Source organism: Pseudomonas sp. LF-5 (genome assembly GCF_037626295.1).
Taxonomy (GTDB): Bacteria; Pseudomonadota; Gammaproteobacteria; order Pseudomonadales; family Pseudomonadaceae; genus Aquipseudomonas; species Aquipseudomonas monsensis.
Window position 1 is genome coordinate 897,616 of sequence record NZ_JARKMT010000002.1, and the last position, 23,610, is coordinate 921,225.

The 23,610-nt window shown below is 63.9% G+C and carries 3 protein-coding genes; all 3 read left to right on the forward strand.

Annotated elements, in window-relative coordinates:
- The first annotated feature begins 21 nt into the window (after positions 1–21).
- The 3 genes from PseuLF5_RS11315 to PseuLF5_RS11325 are packed head-to-tail and all read left to right on the forward strand — an operon-like array spanning position 22 to position 23,583.
- Complete coding sequence (locus PseuLF5_RS11315; protein WP_340133542.1) at positions 22–3,423, forward strand: amino acid adenylation domain-containing protein; 3,402 nt, start codon at positions 22–24, stop codon at positions 3,421–3,423.
- A complete protein-coding gene (locus tag PseuLF5_RS11320) occupies positions 3,420–11,249 on the forward strand; it encodes an amino acid adenylation domain-containing protein (protein WP_340133544.1) in 7,830 nt (2,609 codons plus the stop codon). Before PseuLF5_RS11315 ends, PseuLF5_RS11320 begins: the two co-directional genes overlap by 4 nt.
- 13 nt (positions 11,250–11,262) lie before the next feature.
- Positions 11,263–23,583 carry a non-ribosomal peptide synthase/polyketide synthase gene (locus tag PseuLF5_RS11325; RefSeq protein ID WP_340133545.1) on the forward strand — a complete coding sequence of 4,107 codons (12,321 nt, stop codon included), beginning with the start codon at positions 11,263–11,265 and terminating at the stop codon, positions 23,581–23,583.
- Positions 23,584–23,610 lie beyond the last annotated feature (27 nt).

Consider the following 23,610-nt stretch of genomic DNA (forward strand, 5'->3'; position numbering starts at 1 on the left):
CGATCAGCAAGGACCCCATGCATGAATGCCGCAGACGCACAGAAACTCGCCCGCCGCTTTATCGAACTGCCCCAGGACAAACGCCGTTTGTTTCTCGCCGGCATGGCCCGCGAAGGCATCGACTTTGCGCAGCTTCCCATGACCCACTGTGACGGCATTGCCGAGCGTGACGGCCTGTCCTACGCCCAGCAGCGGATGTGGTTTCTCTGGCAACTGGACCCGCACAGTGCCGCCTACAACCTGCCGATGGCCGTGCGCCTGACGGGCGAGTTGCAAGCGCAGGCGCTGGAGCAGGCCTTCAGTCTGTTGGCGGCGCGGCATGAATGTCTGCGCACCACGTTCGGTCAGGAAGGTGAGCGTGCTTTTCAGCGAGTCGCCGAGCCCGAGGCGCTGACACTGAGCCTTACCGATTTGACTGCGGTGCCTGCAAACCAGCGCTGGACGCTGGCGCACCAACACATGATGGCCGAAGCCACCCAGGCGTTCGATCTGGAACACGGCCCGCTGCTGAGCCTGCGCCTGCTGCGTCTGGCCGAGCAGGAACACGTGTTGCTGTTGACCTTGCATCACATCATTGCCGATGGCTGGTCGATGAACATTCTTATCGACGAGTTCATGCGCACCTACGACGCGCTGGTGGCGGGGCGCGAACCGTCGCTGCCGGCACTGACCGTGCACTACCGCGATTACGCCCTGTGGCAGCGCAGCTGGCTGGAGGCGGGTGAGCGTGAGCGGCAACTGGAGTACTGGCGCGGGCAACTGGGCGACGAACATCCGGTGCTGGAATTGCCCACTGACCGTGCTTATCCGGCGCAATCGAGTCATCAGGGGGCGCGCCTGGAAACGGTGATCGATGCCGCGCTGCGCCAGGAATTGAAAAGCCTTGCCCAGCGTCAGGGCGTGACCCTGTTCGTGGTGTTGCTGGCCGCGTTCAAGACCTTGTTGCATCGCTACAGCGGCCAGACCGACATTCGCGTCGGCGGCCTGATTGCCAACCGTACCCGCAGTGAAACCGAAGGGCTGATCGGCTTCTTCGTCAACACGCAGATCCTGCGCAGCGAAGTCACCGCGCAAACCCGTTTCGCCGAGCTGTTGCAAAGCCTGCGTGAAGCCGCCCTTGGTGCCCAGGTCCATCAGGAGTTGCCGTTCGACGCCTTGATCGAAGCCCTGCAACCGGCGCGCAGCCAAAGCCATAACCCCCTGTTCCAGGTGATGTTCAACCACCAGCCGCTGGTGACCGACTTGCAGCACGTGCAGCTGGAGTCGGGTTTGCAGGTCGGCTATCTGACTGAAGAACAACTGGCCGGCAGCGGTCGGCAACATGCCGCCACCAGCGACCTGATGCTCGACACCCGCGAGGAGGGCGAGCAGCTGTTCGCCGCCTTCACCTACGCCACCGATATTTTCGATGCCGCGACCATCGCCGCGATGGCCGGACACTGGCGCAATATTCTGCTGTCCGTCTGCCGCGACCCGCAGCAATTGATCGGCGACGTCGCGCTGCTGGCGCAGGTCGAGCGCGCACAGCTGATTCAGGCCACGGCGAGCGAACCCGCTTTCGCCAGCGTGCAGACCCTGTTCGAGGCGCAAGTGGCGCGCACGCCGCAGGCAGTGGCGGTACGCCTCGCCACGGCGCCGTCACCGTCACTCACCTACAGCGAACTCAATGCGCGCAGCAATCGCCTGGCGCATCAGTTGCGTGCGCGTGGTGTCGGGCCAGACGTGCTGGTCGGCGTAGCGTTGGGGCGTTCGCTGGAACTGGCGGTGGCCTTGCTGGCCGTGCTCAAGGCCGGCGGCGCCTATGTGCCGCTGGACCCGCAAACCCCGGCCGAACGTCTGCGCCATGTGCTGGATGACAGCGGCCTGAAACTGCTGCTGAGCGATCACGAAAACCTCGCCAGCCTGCCGGATCTGGGTGGCGTCGATTGCCTGTGCCTGGAGCAACTGGACGACAGTGACCACGCCGACAATCTGTCGGTGACCGTTGAGGCGCAGCACCTCGCCTATGTGATCTACACCTCCGGCTCCACCGGGCGACCGAAAGGTGTTGCGGTCAGTCACGGTGCGTTGAGCGAGTTCATCGCTCGCGCCATCGACTACAGCGACTTGCGCGAAGGCGACCGCGTCCTGCAATTCGCCACCAGCAGCTTCGATGGTTTCGTCGAGCAGTTCTTCCCGCCGCTGTGTCATGGCGCCGCTGTGGTGTTGCGTGATGCGCCGTTGTGGGACAGCGCGACGTTGCGTCAGGTGATTGTCGATCACGGCATCACTCTGGCCGACCTGCCGGCCGCCTACTGGTACTGGCTGGTGCAGGAATACGCGGCGCAGCCGCCGGCCGGTTTCGGCGCACTGCGGCAGATTCACGTCGGTGGCGAAGCGATGGCGGTGGACGGTTTGCGCCTGTGGCAACGGGCCGGTTTGGGCCATGTGCGCTTGCTCAATACCTACGGACCGACCGAAGCCACAGTCGTCTCGACTATTCATGACTGCACGGCGCTGACGTCGGATGCCGTGTCGTGGCGCGGCATTCCGATCGGCCACGGTCTGGAGGCCCGTCGGCTGTACGTGCTCGATGATGACTTGAACCTGTTGCCGCAAGGCGCGGTGGGTGAGTTGTACATCGGTGGCCCGGGCCTGGCCCGTGGTTATCACCGTCAGCCGATGCTCAGTGCCGAGCGCTTTATCGCAGACCCGTTTGCTGATGGCCAGCGCCTGTATCGCACCGGTGACCGCGCCCGACTGCGCGCTGACGGTGCGCTGGAGTATGTCGGCCGGGTCGACCATCAAGTGAAGATCCGTGGCTTCCGCATCGAGCTGGGCGAAATCGAATCACGCCTGCAACAGTGCGCGGGCGTTCGTGAAGCCGTGGTGCTGGCGGTGCCGCTCAGCGGCGGTCAGCAACTAGTGGCCTACGTGGTTGGCGAGCAGGCCGTGCTGGCGGGCGCCGCCAGCCAATCGGCATTCCGTCAGCAGATCCGCACCGCGCTGCAAAGCCACCTGCCGGATTACATGGTGCCGGGGCACTTGCTGCTGTTGCCGAACCTGCCACTGACGCCGAGCGGCAAGCTCGACCGCAAAGCCTTGCCGGCGCCGGATGCCAGCCAGTTGCAGGGCGACTATCGCGCGCCACAAACGGAGACCGAGCAGTGTCTGGCGCGGATCTGGGCCGAGGTCCTGCAGGTGCCGCGGGTCGGTCTGGATGATCACTTTTTTGAACTCGGTGGCCATTCGCTGCTGGCCGCGCAAGTGATTGCGCGCATCAAGACTCAATTGGGCGTGGTGTTACCGCTGCGCAGCCTGTTCGAAAAACCGTTACTGACCGATCTGGCGGCGCTGCTGGCACAACAGGCCGGCGGCGCAACGGACGACGACTGGTCCGACATGGATCAGTTCATGAATGCTTTGGAAGGAGAGGAAGTATGAGCGGCACCATGGCGGAACGCATCGCGAAAAGGTTCGTCGGTTTGCCGCTGGAACAGCGTCGACAGTTTCTGGCCAGACTGCGTGAGGAAGGCAAGGACTTCAGCCTGTTGCCGCTGCCGGTCAGCCGGCACGAGGTCACGCCGATTCCGTTGTCGTTCGCCCAGCAACGCCTGCTGTTTCTCTGGCAGCTCGAACCGCAGAGCGCCGCGTACAACATGGCCGCCGGCCTGCGTCTGAACGGGCGCCTGGACGAAGCGGCGCTGCAACGTTCCTTCGATCATCTGGTCATGCGCCATGAAGTGTTGCGCACGGTGTTCCATACCGAAGGCGATCAACCGTATCAGGTGATTCTCGATCAGCAACCCATTGCGCTGGAGCGCATCGACCTCACCGGTTTGCCGGTGTCGGAGCGCGAGGCGGCCCTGGCGCAACAGGTACAAACCGTCACGGCGCGGCCGTTCGATTTGCGCCACGGGCCGTTGCTGCGCGCCAGCCTGTTTGCAGTAGCCGATGAACAATTCGTGCTGGTGGTGAGCATGCACCACATCGTCTCCGACGGCTGGTCGATGGACGTGATGGTCAAGGAGTTCGTCCAGTGCTATCAGGCCTTCAGTCTGGCGCGCGAGCCACAATTGCCGGCCCTGCCGCTGCAATACGCCGACTATGCGATCTGGCAGCGACGCTGGCTGGAAGCCGGCGAGGGCGAGCGGCAACTCGAGTACTGGCGCCAGCAACTCGGTGAAGAACAGCCGCTGCTGGAAGTGGCGCCGGACTACGCCCGGCCCCTGACGCAAAGTTTTGCAGGGCAGACCCTGAGTTTCGATTTCGGCGCGCAGTTGTCCCTGCAACTCAACGCCTTTGCCCGCAGCCAGGGCATCAGTCTGTTCATGCTGGTGCTGGCGGGGTTCTCGCTGTTCCTCTCGCGCCACGCGGGGCAGCGCGACATCCGTGTTGGCGTGCCGAATGCCAACCGTGGCCGCGCCGAAGTCGAAGGGCTGATCGGTTTCTTCGTCAACACCCAGGTGCTGCGTTGCGAAGTGGATGAGCGCGGCAGCTTCGCCGACTTGCTGGCGCGGGTGCGCGAAGCGGCGTTCGGTGCCCAGGCGCATCAGGAGTTGCCGTTCGAGCAACTGGTGGACGAACTGGTCGCCGAGCGCACCCTCGGTCACAACCCGCTGTTCCAGGCCAAGTTCAACCAGAACGTCGGCATGCAGAAGCAACGCTCGATGACGCTACCGGGGCTGAGCGTGGCGGAATACCCGCTGGACAAGGACGGCACCCACTTCGATCTGGCGCTGGACATCACCGATGACGGCACCTTGATTCACGGGCAGATGACCTATGCCAGCGACCTCTATCGTCCAGAGACTGTCGCCGGTTTTGTGCCGGCCTTGCTCGGCCTGTTCAGTGAGTTGCTGAAAGCACCGCAAGCGCCGTTGCACAGTGTTGCCCCGTTGGCGCCAGCGGTGCTTGCTGCACCCGGCGAACCGGCGCAGTCGGTGTTGCACCTGTGGGATCGACAAGTCGCGCAGCAGCCCGAGACACTGGCTGCGCGTGACTTGCATCAGAGCATGAGTTTTCAGGCGCTGGATCAGGCGGCCAATCGTCTGGCCCATCATCTGCTGGCGCAGGGGCTGAACATCGGCGAGCCGGTGGCGGTGCTGATGGAGCGTTCGCTGGACTGGCTGACTTGCGTGCTGGCGATCTTCAAGGCCGGCGCGGTGTACATGCCGCTTGACGTCAAGGCGCCGAACGCACGGCTGCAGCAGATGCTTGGCAGTGCCGGGGCGCGGCTGCTGCTGTGCGCTGAAGGGGATGCGCGGGTGTCCGCGCTGGCGGTGGATGGATGTCAGGGGCTCGCTTATGCACCCACGCAATGGCAGGCGATGGCGGACGTCAGCCCGGCCGTGAGCCTGTTCGCGCAGTCACCGGCCTATGTGATTCACACCTCCGGTTCCACCGGGCAACCCAAGGGTGTGCTGGTCAGCCACGGGGCGCTGGGCAGTTACGTGCGTGGTGTGCTGGAACGCCTGGCACCGACGCCGGACAGCAGCATGGCGCTGGTCTCGACCATCGCCGCCGACCTGGGCTTTACCGTGCTGTTCGGCGCGTTGTGTTCCGGGCGCCTGTTGCACGTGTTGCCGGAAGAACTGGGTTTCGACCCGGACCGGTTTGCCGAGTACATGGCCACTCACCGCGTGGGCATGCTGAAAATCGTCCCGGGGCATCTGGCCGCACTGTTACAAGCTGCCCGGGCCGCCGATGTGTTGCCGCAGCACGCGTTGATCGTCGGCGGCGAAGCCTGCTCGCCAGCTCTGGTGGAACGCGTGCGTCAGCTCAAACCGGGCTGCCGCGTGATCAACCACTACGGGCCGAGTGAAACCACGGTCGGTGTGTTGACCCACGAAGTTGGCGAACTGGCGGCCGATGCGCGCTGTGTTCCGGTCGGCACTGCGCTGACGGGCGCGCAGGTTTACGTGCTCGACGATGTGCTCAACAGCGTCGCTGATCAGGTGGCCGGCGAGTTGTACATCGGTGGTGACAGCGTGGCGCTGGGCTATCTGAACCAGCCCGGATTGACCGCCGAACGCTTCCTGCCCGATCCGTTCGGCGCGCCGGGTTCGCGGGTATACCGCAGCGGCGACCGCGTGCGGCATAATCGTCAACAGGCCATGGAATTCATCGGCCGCGCCGACGATCAGGTCAAGGTGCGCGGTTATCGCGTGGAACCGGCGGAAGTCGCGCGGGTGCTGCTCGGCCTCGACGGCGTCAGTGAGGCTGCGGTGTTGGCGTTGGCTCTGGATGATGACCCGGCGCGGCTGCAACTGGTGGCGTGGTGTGTGCCGGTGGCGGGTGTGAGCCTGCAGGCGCAGGGGCTGCGCGAGCAATTGCAGGCGTGCCTGCCGGAGTACATGGTGCCGGCGCAGATTGTGCTGCTGGCGCAACTGCCGCTGACCGCCAACGGCAAACTCGACAAGCGCGCCTTGCCGGTGCCGGGGCTGGTCACGCAGCAGTTCGTCGCGCCGGTGGGTGAGGTCGAGGAGAAGCTGGCGGCGATCTGGGCCGAGGTGCTCAAGCTGGAGCGCGTGGGCAGCAGCGATAACTTCTTCGAACTGGGCGGTGATTCGATCCTCAGTCTGCAAATCATTGCCCGGGCCAAACGCCAGGGTATCAAGCTGAGCCCCAAGCAGCTGTTCGAAAAACAGACCATTGGCCAATTGGCCGCGGTGGCCAGACTGATTGAAGCGAAACCCGCTACGACTGCGGCGCCGGCAGCGCGCGGGCCATTGCCGTTGTTGCCGATTCAGGCGCGGTTCTTCGAGATGGAGATTGCCCGGCGTCAGCACTGGAACCAGTCGGTGATGTTGCAGCCGACCACGCCGCTCGACGCCACGCATCTGCGCGCAGCACTGGCGGCACTGGTCGAACAGCACGATGCGTTGGCGCTGAATTTCCAGCTGTCGGGCGATACCTGGCAGGCATTACCGCAGAGCCAGCGCGATCCTGAATTGCTGTGGGTGCGCGAGCTGGACAGTCTGGCGTCGTTGCCGACACTCGCCGATGAAGCCCAGCGCAGCCTGGATCTGCAACTGGGGCGCTTGCTGCGCGCGGTCCTGGTGAACCTGCCGAACGCTGAACAACGTCTGTTGCTGGTCATCCATCACCTGGTGGTGGATGGCGTGTCGTGGCGCATTCTGCTGGAAGATCTGCAGCACGCTTACGCCGCGTTGGCGGCGGGCACGCCGCTGGTCTTGCCGGGTAAAAGCAGCTCGCTGCACAGCTGGGCCGAGCATCTGCACCGTTACGGGCAGAGCGAGGCGTTGGCCGCTGAAGGTGCCTGGTGGCGCCAGACCCTGGAGGCGGGCGACGCAACGCTGCCGCGAGATTTCCCGCAAGAGCACCAGACGCGTGCGCAAGCGGCCCGGGCCAGCTCGCGCCTGAGTCAGGCACTGACCCACAAGCTGCTGAAAGTGGCGCCGGCGGCGTATCGCACGCAGATCAACGACCTGCTGCTGACCGCACTGGCGCGGGTATTGTGCGACTGGAGCGAGCAGCCTTCGGTATTGGTGCAGCTTGAAGGACACGGTCGCGAAGACCTGTTCGACGATGTTGATCTGAGCCGCACGGTCGGCTGGTTCAGCAGCCTGTTCCCGGTGCGCCTGACACCTGAGGCGACGCCAGGTGCGTCCCTGTGCGCAATCAAGGAACAACTGCGTGCGGTGCCGGGCAAAGGCATCGGATTTGGCGTGCTGCGTTACCTGAGCCGTTGCGCCGAGTTGCAGGCATTGCCTCAGCCGCGTGTGACCTTCAACTATCTTGGCCAGTTCGACGGCGCGTTCAACCCCGAAGAAGGCGCATTGTTCGTGCCGAGTGGTGAAAGCACCGGCGCCAATCAGGACGCGGCGGCACCGTTGGGTAACTGGCTGAGCGTTGATGGTCAGGTCTACGGCGGTGAGCTGGAATTGACCTGGACCTTCGGCACCGGCATGTATCGCGCAGAAACCATTGAGGCGCTGGCCGAGGCCTATCGTCGCGAGCTGGAACGTTTGATCGAACATTGCTGCAACAGTGGCGAGGCCGCTGTCACGCCGTCGGACTTCAGCCTGGCAACGCTGACTCAGGCACAACTGTCGGCACTGCCGATCCCCGCCCGCGACATCGTCGATCTGTATCCGTTGTCGCCGATGCAGCAGGGCATTCTGTTCCACAGCGTCAACGATCCGGACAGTCCGGCGTACACCAACCAATTGCGCGTCGATGTGCAGCATCTCGACGCCGAGCGCTTCCGTCAGGCCTGGCAGCACACCGTTGATGCCCACGAAATCCTGCGTACGGCTTTTGTCTGGCCACAGGATGCCGCCGCTGCGGTGCAAGTGGTGCGTCAAACTGCGCAGATGCCATGGAGCACACAGGACTGGCGCGGTCGTGCTGACCTTGGCACAGCGCTGGATCAACTGGCCGGCGACGACCTCGCCAGCGGGCTCGACCTGACCCGGGCGCCGCTGTTGCGGGTGACGCTGGTGCGCACGGACGAGGCCACGCATCACCTGATCTACACCTGCCATCACATCCTCATGGACGGCTGGAGCACTTCGCAGTTGTTCGGCGAAGTGTTGCAACGCTACGCCGGTATGACCCCGGCCGTGTCACAGGGACGCTATCGCGATTACATCGAATGGCTCGGCCAGCGCGATCAGCAGGCCAGTCGCGAATTCTGGACGGCAGCACTGGCCGATCTCGACGAGCCGACACGTCTGGCCAGTGCCGTGGCGGGCGGGCAAGCGCTTGCCGCAGGTTATGCCGATCACGAGCACGTCTTCAGCGAGGCGTTGACGGCGGACCTCAACCGTTTCGCCCGCGAGCAGAAAGTCACCCTCAACACCCTGGTGCAAGCGGCGTGGCTGGTGCTGTTGCAGCGTTACACCGGGCAGGACAACGTCGCCTTCGGCGCCACGGTGGCCGGACGGCCGACCGACTTGCCGGGCGTCGAACAACAGATCGGTCTGTTCATCAACACCTTGCCGGTGGTGGCGGCGCCGTCCGCAGAGATCGTCGTCAGCCAGTGGCTGCAACAGGTGCAGGGCCTCAATCTGGCGCTGCGCGAGCATGAGCACACCCCGCTTTACGACATTCAGCGTTGGGCCGGTGCGGGTAACGGGGCGCTGTTCGACAGCATCCTGGTGTTCGAAAACTACCCGATGGCCGAAGCCCTGCAACAGGGCCCGGCTACCGGTTTGACGTTCTCGGCGATCCGTCGTCAGGAACAGACCAACTACCCGTTGACGCTGGTGGCGGTCACCGGGCGTGAGCTGAGCCTGGGCATCAGTTACGACCGGGCCGGTTTCGCTGCGACGACGATCAACGCGTTGAGCGCGCAACTGGAAAGCCTGCTGACGCAGTTCCTCGCCGATGCCACCCAGCCGCTGGGTGCATTGCAACTGCTGGCAGCGCCGCAACGCGAAGCAGCGATCGAGTGGGGCAAGGCCACCGCCACGGCGCCAGATGCGCGCACGGTGCTGGAACACATTGCTGCGCAGGTGCAGCGCCAGCCACACGCGCAGGCTGTGGTGTTTGCCGAGCAACACATCGACTACCAGAGTCTCGATGCCCGGGCCAATCGACTGGCGCACAAGCTGCAAGCGTTGGGCGTGGGACCGGAAGTACGCGTGGGCGTGTGCATGCGTCGTACACCGGACATGCTCGTCGGCTTGCTGGCAATCCTCAAGGCCGGTGGCGCTTATGTACCACTCGACCCGGATTACCCGCAGGAGCGTTTGCTGCACATGCTCGACGACAGCCGTGCCGCCGTGCTGCTTACCGAGCCGGCCGCACTGGCGCTGCTGCCTGAAACCTTGAGCGCGCAGGTGCTGTTGGTGGAAGAGGGCGCACTGGATGCGCTCCCGGCTACCGCACCGCTGGCGAATGTCACCGCGCAGAATCTGGCGTACGTCATCTACACCTCCGGCTCCACCGGCAAACCGAAAGGCGTGGCCATTACCCACGGCAACCTGTCGGCGTTGATTCAGTGGTCGGCCGGGGTCTATCGCGAAGAGCAGCTGCGTGGCGTGCTGGCGTCGACGTCGATCTGCTTTGACCTGTCGGTCTGGGAAATCTTCGTCACCCTGGCCTGCGGGGGTTGCCTGGTGCTGGCGGACAACGCGCTGGCGCTGGCCGAGCTGCCGGCGCGCGAACAGGTCACTCTGATCAATACCGTGCCGTCGGCGATTGCCGCGCTGCAACGGGCCGGGCAGATTCCGCGGTCGGTGGCGACCATCAATCTGGCGGGCGAACCGCTCAAGCAAAGTCTGGTGGACAGTTTGTACGCGAGCACGTCGGTGCAACAGGTCTATGACCTCTACGGGCCTTCGGAAGACACCACCTATTCGACCTTCACCCTGCGCACGCCGCACGGGCAGGCGAACATCGGCCGGCCGCTGCAAAACACCGTGGCCTATCTGCTCGACACTCAGCTGCAAGTACTGCCGGAAGGTGTGCCGGCCGAGCTGTACCTGGGCGGTGCCGGGGTGACCCGTGGCTACCTGATGCGCGCCGCGCTGACCGCCGAACGCTTTGTGCCGAACCCGTATGCCAGCAACGGCGAACGGCTGTACCGCACCGGCGATCTGGTGCGCCAGGGCAGTGACGACAACATCGAGTACATCGGCCGCGCCGACCATCAGGTGAAAATTCGCGGCTTCCGTATCGAACTCAGCGAAATCGAAGCGCGCTTGCTGGAGCAGAACGAAGTCCGTGAAGCCGTGGTGCTCGCCCAGGACGGTGCCGCCGGTAAACACCTGCATGCCTACGTCGTCGCGGCGCAGCTGGTGGCCGGGCAACCGGCCTTGGCCGAACGCCTGCGCAGCGCACTCGCCGCGTGCTTGCCGGCGCACATGGTGCCGGGGCACTTGCACCTGATCGACGCCATCCCGCTGACCCCCAACGGCAAGCTCGATCGCAAGGCGCTGATGGCGCTGGGTGACAGCCCGACACAGCAGCACTATCAGGCGCCGCAGACCGATCTGCAGTGGGACGTGGCGGCGGTCTGGCAGGAGGTGCTGGAGGTCGAGCGCGTGGGCCTCGCGGACAACTTCTTCCAGCTCGGCGGGCACTCGTTGCTGGCCACACTGGTGGTCACCCGGATCAAGGAACGTCTGGGCGACAAGGTGCCGCTCAAGGAACTGTTCGAAACCGACACCCTCAAGGCGTTCTGTGCGCGGATCGAGGCCTTGCGCGTCGAAATGTCGCCCGTTCAGGATGAATTGGCTAAATCCCTGGAGGCCCTCAAACGTCTATCCCTCGATGATCTGGAAAAACTGATTTCTTGAGAGGGAAAAACGCGTGCAAGAGTTAATCGAGTCGGTAGGACAACTTTCGGCTAAGCAAAGAAAGGCTCTGGCGGTTCTGCTCAAGCAGAAAGGCGTCAACCTCTTTGACATTGCCCCGGTTTTCAAGCGCACGGCTGAAGAGCCGTTGCTGCTGTCCTACGCTCAGCAGCGCCAGTGGTTCCTCTGGCAGTGGGCGCCGCACAGCGCCGCCTACAACATTCCGACGGCCCTGCGTTTGCAGGGCCCGCTGGATGTCAGCGCGCTGGAGCGCAGCGTCCAGGCGCTGATCGAACGACACGAAACCTTGCGCACGGTGTTCACTCAGGAAACCGGGCAACCGTTGCAAGTGGTCCTGCCGGCAGGACCCTTTGCACTGGAGATCCATCAGCCGGGCGCTGAGCTGGCCAACGACCCGGATGCCTCGATCCAGGCGTTCGTGCAGACCCAGAGCCAGCAAACCTTCGACCTGGAGCACGGCCCGCTGTTGCGCGCAGCCTTGCTGCAAGTCACCCCGAATGAGCATGTGCTGGTACTGACCCTGCACCACATCGTCTCCGATGGCTGGTCGCTGCAAGTGATGATCGAGGAACTGGTGCAGCTCTATGCCGGTTTCAACCTCGGTCACGACGCCGGCCTGCCGGCCTTGCCGATTCAATATGCCGACTACGCCCTGTGGCAACGGCAGTGGATGGAAGCCGGTGAGCAGGCGCGGCAACTGGCCTACTGGCAAGACAAGCTCGGCGGCGAGCAACCGGTGCTGGAACTGCCGATGGATCGTCCGCGCTCGATCGAGCAAAGCTTTGCCGGCGCCAGCCACAACCTGATTCTCGACCCGGCGCTGAGCAACGCGCTCAAAGCCTTCGCCCGACAAGAGAACGTCACCCTGTTCGTGGTCTTGCTGGCTTCGTTCCAGGCCTTGTTGCACCGTTACAGCGGCCAGGCCGACATCCGGGTCGGCGTGCCGAATGCCAACCGAGGCCGGGTCGAGATCGAGCGGCTGATCGGCTTCTTCGTCAACACTCAGGTGCTCAAGGCCGACATTGACGGGCAGATGCCCTTTGTCGAATTGCTGCGTCAGGTCAAACAGACCGCGCAGGAAGCGCAGGCCCATCAGGACTTGCCGTTCGAGCAATTGGTCGAAGCGCTGGAGCCGGGCCGCAGCCTCAGTCACAGCCCGTTGTTCCAGGTGATGTTCAACCACCAGGCCGAACGCCGCGCGAGCGTCGAAACCCGCCTCAACGGCTTGAACATCGAGCCGCTGGAATGGCAGAGCCAGACCGCGCAGTTCGACCTGACCCTGAACACCACCGAACAGGCGCACGGCATCGAAGCGGTGCTCAAGTACGCCCCCGATCTGTTCGACGCGGCGACCATCGAGCTTCTGGCGCAACACTGGACAGCGCTGTTGCAGGCCATTGTCGTCGAACCGAACCAGCGCATTGGCCAGCTACCGATGCTCGATGCCGGCCAGCAGCAACAGTTGCTCGCGCAGTGGAACCCGGTGCGGGTCGAGCAAACGCCCGACCAGTGCATCCATCAAGCCATCGAAGCGCAGGCCGAGCGTCATCCTGACGCGATCGCCGTGACCTTCGCCGGGCAATGCCTGACCTACGCCGAACTCAATCGCCGTGCCAACCAGTGGGCGCATGCGTTGCTCGCCCGTGGCGTAGGCCCGGACGTGCGCGTGGGGGTCGCCGTCGAGCGTTCGCTGGACATGATCGTGGCCATCCTCGCGGTGTTGAAGGCCGGTGGCGCGTATGTGCCGCTCGACCCGGGCTATCCCGACGACCGTCTGACCTACATGATCGAAGACAGCGGCATTGAGTTGCTGCTGACCCAGGGTCACCTGCTGGCGCAATTACCGGTGCCGGCGGGCCTGGCGTGCCTCGATCTGCATCAAGCGCCAGTCCCTGGCAACGACGTCAACCCGCGGTGCCTGACCACGCCGGACAATCTGGCCTACGTGATTTACACCTCCGGCTCCACCGGCAAACCGAAGGGCGCGTTGCTGCCGCACAGCAACGTCATGCGCTTGTTCAGCGCCACCGAACAGTGGTTCGATTTTGGTCCGCAGGACAGCTGGACGCTGTTCCATTCCTACGCCTTCGACTTCTCGGTGTGGGAGATTTTCGGTGCGCTGCTTTACGGCGGCAAACTGGTGGTGGTGCCCCACGATGTCAGCCGTTCCCCGGAGGATTTCTACACCCTGCTGTGCGATGAAAACGTCACCGTGCTGAACCAGACACCGTCGGCGTTCAAGCCATTGATGCAGGTGGCCAGCGAGTCGCCGCGCAACAACGCCTTGCGCTACGTGGTGTTCGGCGGCGAGGCCCTGGAAGTGCAGAGCCTGCGCCCGTGGTTCGAACGCTTCGGCGACCGCGCGCCAACGCTGATCAACATGTACGGCATCACCGAAACCACCGTGCACGTGACCTACCGGCCGTTGTCGCTGGCCGACTTGCAGCAGAACCACAGCAGCCCCATCGGCGAGCCGATTGTCGACCTGTCGTGGTACTTGCTCGACAACGCGCTGAACCTGGTGCCGCAAGGCTGCATCGGTGAGTTGTACATCGCCGGTGCCGGTCTGGCCCGGGGTTACCTGAATCAGGCCGGCATGACCGCGACGCGATTCGTTCCCGATCCATTCAATCCGCAGGCGGGCGAGCGTCTCTATCGCACGGGCGACCTGGCGCGTCTGCGCGGTGACGGTGTGATCGAATACATCGGCCGTATCGACCATCAAGTGAAAATCCGTGGCTTCCGTATCGAACTGGGGGAAATCGAAGCGCAACTGCTCCAACACCCCGACGTGCGCGAAGCGGTGGTGCTCGCGGTCGATGGCCTCAGCGGCCAGCAACTGGCGACCTGGATCGTCGCCAACGAAGTGCTGGACGCTGAAGGCCAGGCTGCGCTGCGCGATTCGATCAAGGCGCATCTGCGTGAAGCCCTGCCGGATTACATGGTGCCGGTCAGTTGGGCGTTCCTTGAGCGCCTGCCGCTGACCGCTAACGGCAAGCTGGATCGCAAGCAACTGCCGCAGCCAGACGTTGCTCAGGTGCAGGAAGCCTACGCGGCACCACGCAACGAACTGGAACAGCGTCTGGCCGAGATCTGGCAAGACGTGTTGAAGGTCGAGCGGGTTGGTCTCAACGACAACTTCTTCGAGCTCGGTGGTGATTCGATCATTTCCATTCAGGTGGTCAGCCGCGCCCGTCAGGCGGGTATTCGCTTCACCCCCAAAGACATCTTCCAGCACCAGACCGTGCAGCGTCTGGCCACCGTCGCGCAACAGAGCGACGCGGTGCAGATGCAGCAGGGCGATGTGCTCGGTGAGGCGCTGCTGACACCGATCCAGCATTACTTTTTCAACAGTGACATCCCGGCGCGGCATCACTGGAACCAGTCGATCCTGCTGACCCCGGCCCACGCGCTGCAAGCGGCAGCGCTGGAGCAGGCGTTGCAGCATCTGCAGCGGCACCATGACGCTTTGCGTCTGCGTTATCGCCAGACAGACAATGGCTGGCAGCAAACGCATGCGCCGGCGGAACAGGCGCACGCCTTGCTGCGCACCTTTGTGCTGGACGACAGTGCGGCATTGCCGGCGCTGTGCCTGGACTTGCAACGCAGCCTCGATCTGCACGACGGCCCGCTGATGCGCGCAGCGCTGGTCGAGTTGCCGGACGCCAGTCAGCGCCTGCTGCTGGTGATCCATCACCTGGTGGTCGATGGCGTGTCGTGGCGGATCCTGCTGGAAGATCTGCAAAGTGCCTATCAACAGCTGAGCCGCGGGCAAGCCGTGAGCCTGCCGGCCAAGACCAGTGCGTTCAAGGCGTGGGGCCAGCGTCTGCAGGAGCATGCCCGCAGTGGCGAGCTGGAAAGCGAGCTGGATTACTGGCGTGGCCAGTTGCGCGACGTGTCGGTCGAACTGCCGCTGGATAATCCGCAGGGCCAGTTGAGCAACCGGTTCGAGCGCAGCGTCGATACGCGTCTGGACGCCGAACGTACCCGTCAGCTGTTGCAGCAGGCGCCGGCGGTCTATCGCACCCAGGTCAACGATCTGCTGCTCACGGCGCTGGCCCGGGTGTTGTGTCAGTGGACGAACACTGACAGCGCGCTGGTCCAGCTCGAAGGTCACGGTCGTGAAGACCTGTTCGACGACGTTGACCTCAGCCGCACGGTCGGCTGGTTCACCAGCATGTTCCCGGTACGTCTGATGCCCGGCGCCAGTCTCGAAGCGTCGATCAAAGGCATCAAGGAGCAACTGCGCGCGATCCCGAACAAAGGCCTCGGCTACGGCTTGCTGCGGCATCTGGGCAGCGCCGAGGCGCAAGCTGCACTGAGCGATCTGGCGCAACCGAAGGTGACGTTCAACTACCTCGGTCAGTTCGACAACAACTTCGACGCCGACGCCCTGTGGGTGCCGGCCACTGAAGACAAGGGCGCCGGCCAGGACGAAAACGCGCCGATGGCCAACTGGCTGACCATCGACGGCCGGGTCTATCAGGGCCAGTTGAGTCTGACCTGGACCTACAGCGGCGATGTTTTCGAAGAGGCGACCATCAATGCCTTGGCCCGCGCCTATGAAGTGGCGCTGGGCGAGTTGATCGACCATTGCCTGAGCCATCCGAGCGGTGCCTTGACGCCGTCCGATGTGCCGTTGGCCGGATTGTCCCAGGCGCACCTGGACAGCTTGCCGATCGCCGCCCAGCGCATCGAGGACATCTATCCGCTGGCGCCGATGCAGCAGGGCATTCTGTTCCACAGCCTGTACGACGCCGATGCCAGCGCCTATGTCTATCAAATGCTGCTGGACATCGACGGCCTCGACGTGGCGCGCTTCCAGCAGGCGTGGCAACGCGTGGTAGATCGTCATGAAGTGCTGCGCGCCGGGTTCATCTGGGGCCGCGATGGCCTTGATGCGCCGCTGCAAGTGATCAATCGCCAGTTGACCCTGGAAATGCCGGAAGTCGATGTGCGCGGGGTGGCGGATCTGCCCGCCGTGCTCGAAGCGCGGGCGCAGGCCGACCGCGAACGCGGCTTCGATCTGCAGAATCCGCCGCTGTTGCGCCTGTGCCTGTTGCGCACGGCGGATGATCGCCATCGGCTGATTTTTACCTGCCACCACATTCTCATGGATGGCTGGAGCAACTCGCGGATGTTCGGCGAGGTGTTGCAGGATTACGCCGGCCACCCGGTGCCGGGCGCGCAGGGCCGTTACCGCGACTTCCTGGTCTGGCTGCAAGGTCAGGACAAAGCCGCCGCCCAGGATTTCTGGCGCGGACAACTGGCCGCTTTGCACGAGCCGACGCGACTGGCTTCGGCCTGCCACGGGGCGACGGTGCCGGGCCCCGGCAAACAGATGCATCGCCTGCATTTCGATGCAGCGTTCACCCAGCGCCTGAATGCGTTCTCCCGTCAGCAACAAGTGACCCTGAACAGTCTGGTGCAAGCTGCGTGGCTGCTGGTGTTGCAGCGTTACACCGGGCAGGCCACGGTGGCCTTCGGCGCGACCGTGTCGGGGCGGCCGGTGGATTTGCCAGGCATCGAGCAGCAATTGGGGCTGTTCATCAACACCTTGCCGGTGATCGCCAGCCCGCAGGCGACGGTCAGCGTCGGCGACTGGGTGCGCAGCGTGCAGGACAAGAACCTGCTGCTGCGGGACTACGAGCAGACCCCGTTGCAAGACATTCAGCGTCTGGCCGAACTGAGCGGCGAAGCACTGTTCGACACCTTGCTGGTGTTCGAGAACTATCCGGTGTCCGAAGCACTGGAAGCCAATCCGGGCGGGCTGCGTTTCGCCGGTCTGGAACACCGCGAGCAAACCAACTACGGCCTGACCCTGATTGCCGGGGCCAGTGACGTGTTGAATCTGGACTTCAACTACCTCACCGAACACTTCGCCGAGCGCAGCGTGCTGGGCCTGGCCGCGCATCTGCAGGAAGTGCTGCGCCAGTTCCTTGAGGCGCCGCAGCGGTGCCTGGGTGAGATTGGCCTGTTGCCGCTGGCCGAGCGTCAGACCCTGGCGCAGTGGAACGACCACCACGCGGCCTATCCGGCTGAACGCCTGATTGCGCAGAGCTTCGAAGCGCGGGTCGCGGCGCATCCGCAAGCGCAGGCCCTGAGTCATGCTGGCGTCGCCCTGAGCTATGCCGAACTCAACCGACGGGCCAACCAGTTGGCCCGTCATCTGCTGGCGCTTGGGGGCGGCCCGGAAATCCGCGTGGGCGTGGCGATGCCGCGTTCGGCGGAACTGGTGATCGCGTTGATGGCGGTGCTCAAGGCTGGTGGCACCTATGTGCCGCTGGATCCGGACTACCCGGCCGACCGCGTGGCCTACATGCTCGACGACAGTCAGGCAAAAGTCTTGCTGACGCAGCAGTCGCTGCTGGCGCAATTGCCGCAGACCGATGCCGAAGTGGTGCTGGTCGAGGCGGGCGGACAGGCGTTTGCCGCGCAGCCTGCGGACAATCTGCCGGCGCAGGGCGATTCGGCGAATCTGGCCTACGTGATCTACACCTCCGGCTCCACCGGCAAACCGAAAGGCGTGGCCATTGCCCATCGCAACGTGCAGGCGCTGATTCACTGGTCCGCCGAGGTCTACAGCGAAGACGATCTGCAAGGCGTGCTGGCCTCGACGTCGGTGTGCTTCGACCTGTCGGTGTGGGAGATTTTCGTCACCCTCGCGCGCGGCGGTTCGCTCGTCATGGCGCGCAACGCCCTGGAGCTGCCGGACTTGCCGGAGCGCGATCAGGTGCGCCTGATCAACACCGTGCCGTCGGCCATCGCTGCGCTGCAACGCATCGGGCAGATTCCCCAAGGCGTGCGCATCATCAACCTCGCTGGCGAGCCGTTGAAGCAGAGCCTGGTCGATACCCTCTACCGTGAAACCTCGGTGGCTCACGTCTACGACCTGTACGGGCCATCGGAAGACACCACCTATTCGACCTGGACCCGCCGTGAACCCGGTGGTCAGGCGAATATCGGCCGGCCGCTGGTCAACACCACGGCGTATATGCTCGACGGCCAGTTGCAGGAGGCGCCGATTGGTGTGGCGGCCGAGCTGTATCTGGCCGGGGATGGCATCACCCGTGGCTACCTGTTCCGTCCGGGCCTGACCGCCGAACGCTTCGTGCCCAACCCGCTGTCGAACACCGGCGAACGCATGTACCGCACCGGCGACCTGACCCGCTTCGGCGATGACGGCCGCATCGAATACGTCGGGCGTATCGACCATCAGGTCAAGGTGCGCGGTTTCCGCATCGAGCTGGGTGAAATCGAAGCGCGTCTGCTGGCGCAGGACAGCGTGCGCGAAGGCGTGGTGCTGGCGGTGGATGGCCAGAGCGGTCAGCAACTGGTGGCGTATGTGGTGCCGAACGACAGCAGCCTGAGCCTTGAGGAGCAGGACGCGCTGAGCGCAACGCTACAGACTGCGCTGAAGACGCAACTGCCGGATTACATGGTGCCGGCGCAGTGGCTGTTTCTCGAACAGTTGCCGCTGACCCCCAACGGCAAACTCGATCGCAAGGCCCTGCCGGCACCGGATGCCAGTCAGTCGCAGCGTGACTACGTGGCGCCGTCGACGCCGCTGGAGCAACAACTGGCCGAGGTCTGGCAGGACATTCTGAAGATTGAGCGCGTCGGCGTGACCGACAACTTCTTCGCCCTGGGCGGCGACTCGATCATCTCGATTCAACTGGTCAGCCGTGCGCGTCAGCAGGGGATCCGTTTCACCCCCAAAGACCTGTTCCAGCAGCAGACCGTGCAGAAACTCGCCGCTGTGGTTACGCTCGATTCGTCGACCGACGAGGCGCCGGCGGATTATCCGCTGGCTCAACTGGATCAGGCGCAACTCGATGCGCTGCCGGTGCCGGCGGACATGATCGAAGACGTTTACCCGCTGTCGCCGATGCAGGAAGGCATGCTCTTCCACACGCTGTCGGATAACGGCAGCAGCCTTTACGTGCAACAGGTCAGCCTGCCGATCACGGGCCTGGACGTGGAGCGCTTCCGCCAGGCGTGGGAGTTCGTCATCGTCCGTCAGGCGATTCTGCGCACCAGTTTCCATTGGCAGGATGGCCTGAGCAAACCGTTGCAGGTGGTGCATCGCCATGCGCCGTTGCAGATGCAGGTGCTCGACTGGCGTGAGCGCGAAACCAGTGAAGAACTGATTGCCGAGTTTGCCAGCGCTGACCGTGCGCTCGGTTTCAATCTGGCCGACGCCCGTTTGCAACGTGTGACCCTGTTGCGCCTGAGCGACGATCAGTACCAGATGATCTGGACCAGCCACCACATTCTGATGGACGGCTGGAGCAGTTCGCGGCTGTTCGGCGAAGTCCTGCAGTATTACGCCAAGGGCGAAATCATCGGCGAGAACGGTCGTTACCGCGACTTCATCGCCTGGCTGCAGGCGCAGGATCAGGACGCTCAGGAGCTGTTCTGGAAGGCGCGTCTGGCGGAGGTCAACGAGCCGACGGCGCTTAGCCAGGCGATGCATCCGCGCCACAGCGCCGATGTCGCCGGTCACGATGCGATCTACTCCAACTGGGACAAAACGCAAACCGCGGATCTGTTGCAGTTCTGCCGCGACCTGCGCATCACCCCCAACACCTTGATTCAAGGTGCATGGTTGCTGCTGTTGCAGCGTTACACCGGACAGCAGACGGTGACCTTTGGCGCCACGGTGTCGGGCCGTCCGGAAGGTCTGGCGAATGTCGGCAACATGCTCGGTCTGTTCATCAACACCTTGCCGATCATTCAAACGCCGCGTGCCGATCAGCGCCTGGCCGACTGGCTCGGCGAAGTGCAGGCCTACAACCTCGACATTCGTGATTATTCCCAGGCGCCACTGGCCGATGTGCAGCGCTGGTCCAACCTCGGTGGGCAGGCGCTGTTCGACAGCATCGTGGTGTTCGAAAACTTCCCGATCGACGATCGCTTGCAGGAAGAAAACGACACCGACCTGACCTTCGGCAAATCCATCGGCCACGGCGTGACCAACGTGCCGATGGACCTGGCGGTGATGCTCGGTGACGAGTTGTCGATCGAATACCTGTACCTGCGCAGCCACTTCAGCGCCGAGGCGGTGGTCGGTATTCGCCAGACCATGGAAAACACCCTCGCCGCGATGCTGGCGGCGCCGTACGAACGCCTCGGCAATCTGCAGCGTCTGAGCAGCGAACAATGGCAAGCCGCGCAGGCCTGGAGCGCCGAACCGGTGCACAGTCATCAAGCGGCGCTGTTGCCGGAACTGATCAGCCGCCACGCGCAACAACAGCCACAGGCTATTGCTCTGCAATGTGCGGGGATGAGCCTGAGCTACGCCGAACTCGAACTGCGTGCCAACCGTCTGGCGCATTGCCTGATCGAACACGGCGCGGGGCCGGAGGTGGTGATCGGCGTGGCCTTGCCGCGGTCGTTGGAGATGGTCGTGAGCTTCCTCGCCGTGCTCAAGAGCGGTGCCGCCTACGTGCCGCTGGACATTGAGTATCCGCCGGAGCGTCTGGCGTACATGATCGAAGATTCGGGCATGGCGCTGTTGCTGACCCAAAGCAGCCTGCGTGCCACGTTGCCGGCGCCCCAAGGCCTGCTGCGCCTGGAAGTCGATCACCTCGACGAAAGCCGCTATGCCGACTATGCCCCTGACTGCCGCGTTCACGAGCAAAGCCTGGCGTATCTGGTCTACACCTCCGGTTCGACCGGGCGACCAAAAGGCGTCGCGGTGACGCAAGGTCCGCTGAGCATGCACTGTCAGGCGATTGCCGAGCTGTACGAAATGGACGCCCGCAGTTGCGAGCTGCACTTTATGTCGTTCGCCTTCGACGGTGCCCATGAACGCTGGCTGAGCACCCTGTACAGCGGCGGTCGTCTGGTGATTCGCGACGGTTGCCTGTGGACGCCAGAGCAGACTTATCAGGCGCTGCACGAGTACGGCATCACCATTGCCTGCTTCCCGCCGGCCTACCTCAAACAACTGGCCGAATACGCGGCGGCCAGCGGCATCGCGCCGCCACCGGTGCGCATCTATTGCTTCGGCGGTGACGCGGTGCCGGATCAGACCTTTGAACAGGTCAAGGCAGCGCTGCGTCCCGAGTACTTCACCAACGGCTATGGCCCGACCGAAACCGTGGTCACGCCAATGCTCTGGAAAGTCCCGGTCAGCCAGCACTGCGAAGCGGCCTATGCGCCGATCGGCCGAGCCGTGGGCGCGCGTTCGCTGTACGTGCTGGACGAGGATCTGAACCCGTTGCCGCCAGGCCTTGCCGGTGAGTTGTACATCGGTGGTTATGGCGTGGCCCGGGGTTACCACGGGCGTCCCGAGCTGACGGGCGAGCGTTTCGTGCCGAACCCGTTCGCGGCGGGCGAGCGCCTGTATCGCAGCGGCGATCTGGTGCGTTTGCGTGGCGACGGCGTAGTCGATTACGTCGGCCGCATCGACCACCAGGTCAAGGTGCGCGGCTTCCGTATCGAACTCGGTGAAGTCGAGGCCCGCCTGCGCCAATTGCCTGGGGTCAGCGATGCGCTGGTGATTGCTCGCGACAATGCGTCGGGCAAGCAACTGATCGGTTACGTGGTCACCGCGAGCGGCGAGGACATCGGCGATGAACTCAAGGCGGGCCTGCGCACCTCGTTGCCGGAATACATGGTGCCGGCGCAGATCGTCTGCCTCGAGGCTTTCCCGGTGACGCCGAACGGCAAACTCGATCGCAAGGCGCTGCCGGAACCCGAGTTCAAAACCGAAGAATACGTCGCCCCGCGCAACGAGCAGGAAAGCCTGCTCGCGGACATCTGGGCGCAGGTGCTGCAGGTTGAGCAGGTGGGCATCAGCGACAACTTCTTCGAACTGGGCGGCGACTCGATTCTGAGTCTGCAGGTGATCTCCCGCGTCAGAAACCACCCGACGTTGCAGATGGATCTCAAGCTGCGCGACCTGATGCGTTATCAGACCATCGCCGGCATTGTCGAGCAGGACGTGGCGAAGGAGGGCACGGCACCACCGCAGGCGGACGTCACGCACGTGGCCGCCGAGGGCTTGTTCAATCTCTTGCCGATTCAGGAGTGGTTTTTTGCCGAAGGCATGGCCGAAGCGCATCACTACAACCAGTCATTGCTGTTGAGCGCGCGCCAGTCGCTGGACCTCGATGCACTGGAGCAGGCACTGGGCTGGATCGAGCAACATCACGACTCGCTGCGCCTGCGTTTCTCTCAGGAAGGCGGGCGCTGGATGCAGCGTTACTGCGACCTCAGTGAACAGCGCGAGACGTTGCTCTGGCGCCGCGAGGCGGACAACAGCGAGCAGGTCGAAGTTTTGGCCAACCTTGCCCAGCGCAGCTTGAACCTCGACGACGGGCCGGTCTGGCGGGTGATGCACGTTGCCTTGCCGGATGGTCAGGCGCGCCTGCTGGTGGTGATTCACCACTTGGTGGTCGACACCGTGTCGTGGCGGATTCTGCTCGACGATTTGAAAGTGGCGTACGAAGCGTGTGTGCAGGGGCTGCAGCCGAAATTGCCGATTCGCACCAGCAGTTACCGATCGTTCGCCGAGGCCTTGCAGGCGCAGGCGCCAGTGATTGCCGAGCAGGAACTGGGGTATTGGCTGGAGCAACTGGATCAGCCGGGCGTCGACTTGCCGTGCGACAACCCGCGCGGCAAAAACCTCGTGCGTCAGCAGGCGCAGGCGCGGCTCAAACTGTCCCGCGAACACACCGAACAACTGCTCAAACAGGCCCCGGCGGTGTACGGCACGCAGATCAACGACTTGCTGTTGTCGGCGCTCAGCCGTGCGCTGTGCCGCTGGAGCCAGCAGCCGTCGGCACTGATTCTGCTCGAAGGGCATGGTCGCGAAGACCTGTTCGAGTCCATCGACCTGAGCCGCAGCCTCGGCTGGTTCACCAGCATGTTCCCGGTGCGCTTGCGTCCGGACAGCGACGACATCGGCCAGTCGATCGTCAATGTGCAGGCACAGTTGGCAGCGGTGCCGCAGAAGGGCATCGGCTATGGCGTGCTGCGGCATCTGGCCGGCGCCGAGGTGTCGCGGCAATTGGCCGAGCTGCCGCAAGCGCGGGTCACCTTCAACTACCTGGGCCAGTTCGACCAGAGCTTCGACGAGCAAGCCCTGCTGGTGCCGGCGCTGGAAGAAACCGGTGACAACTACAGCCTCAAGGCCAATCTGGGCAACTGGCTGGAAATTGTCGGCCAGGTCTATGACGGTCAGTTGGCCATGCGCTGCATCTACAGCAGCCAGCGTTATCGCGCCGGCACCCTGGATGCCTTGATGAGCGATTACCAGCGTGAGCTGGAGGCGTTGGTCGAGCACTGCATGGTACGTGTGGGCTGATCGTCGAACGGTGAGTCATTTCCAAGG

Bases quoted from the DNA above. Each gene is read 5' to 3' on its own strand.
- PseuLF5_RS11320 (WP_340133544.1), top strand. From the start codon at position 3,420: ATGAGCGGCACCATGGCGGAACGCATCGCGAAAAGGTTCGTCGGTTTG.
- PseuLF5_RS11315 (WP_340133542.1), top strand. From the start codon at position 22: ATGAATGCCGCAGACGCACAGAAACTCGCCCGCCGCTTTATCGAACTG.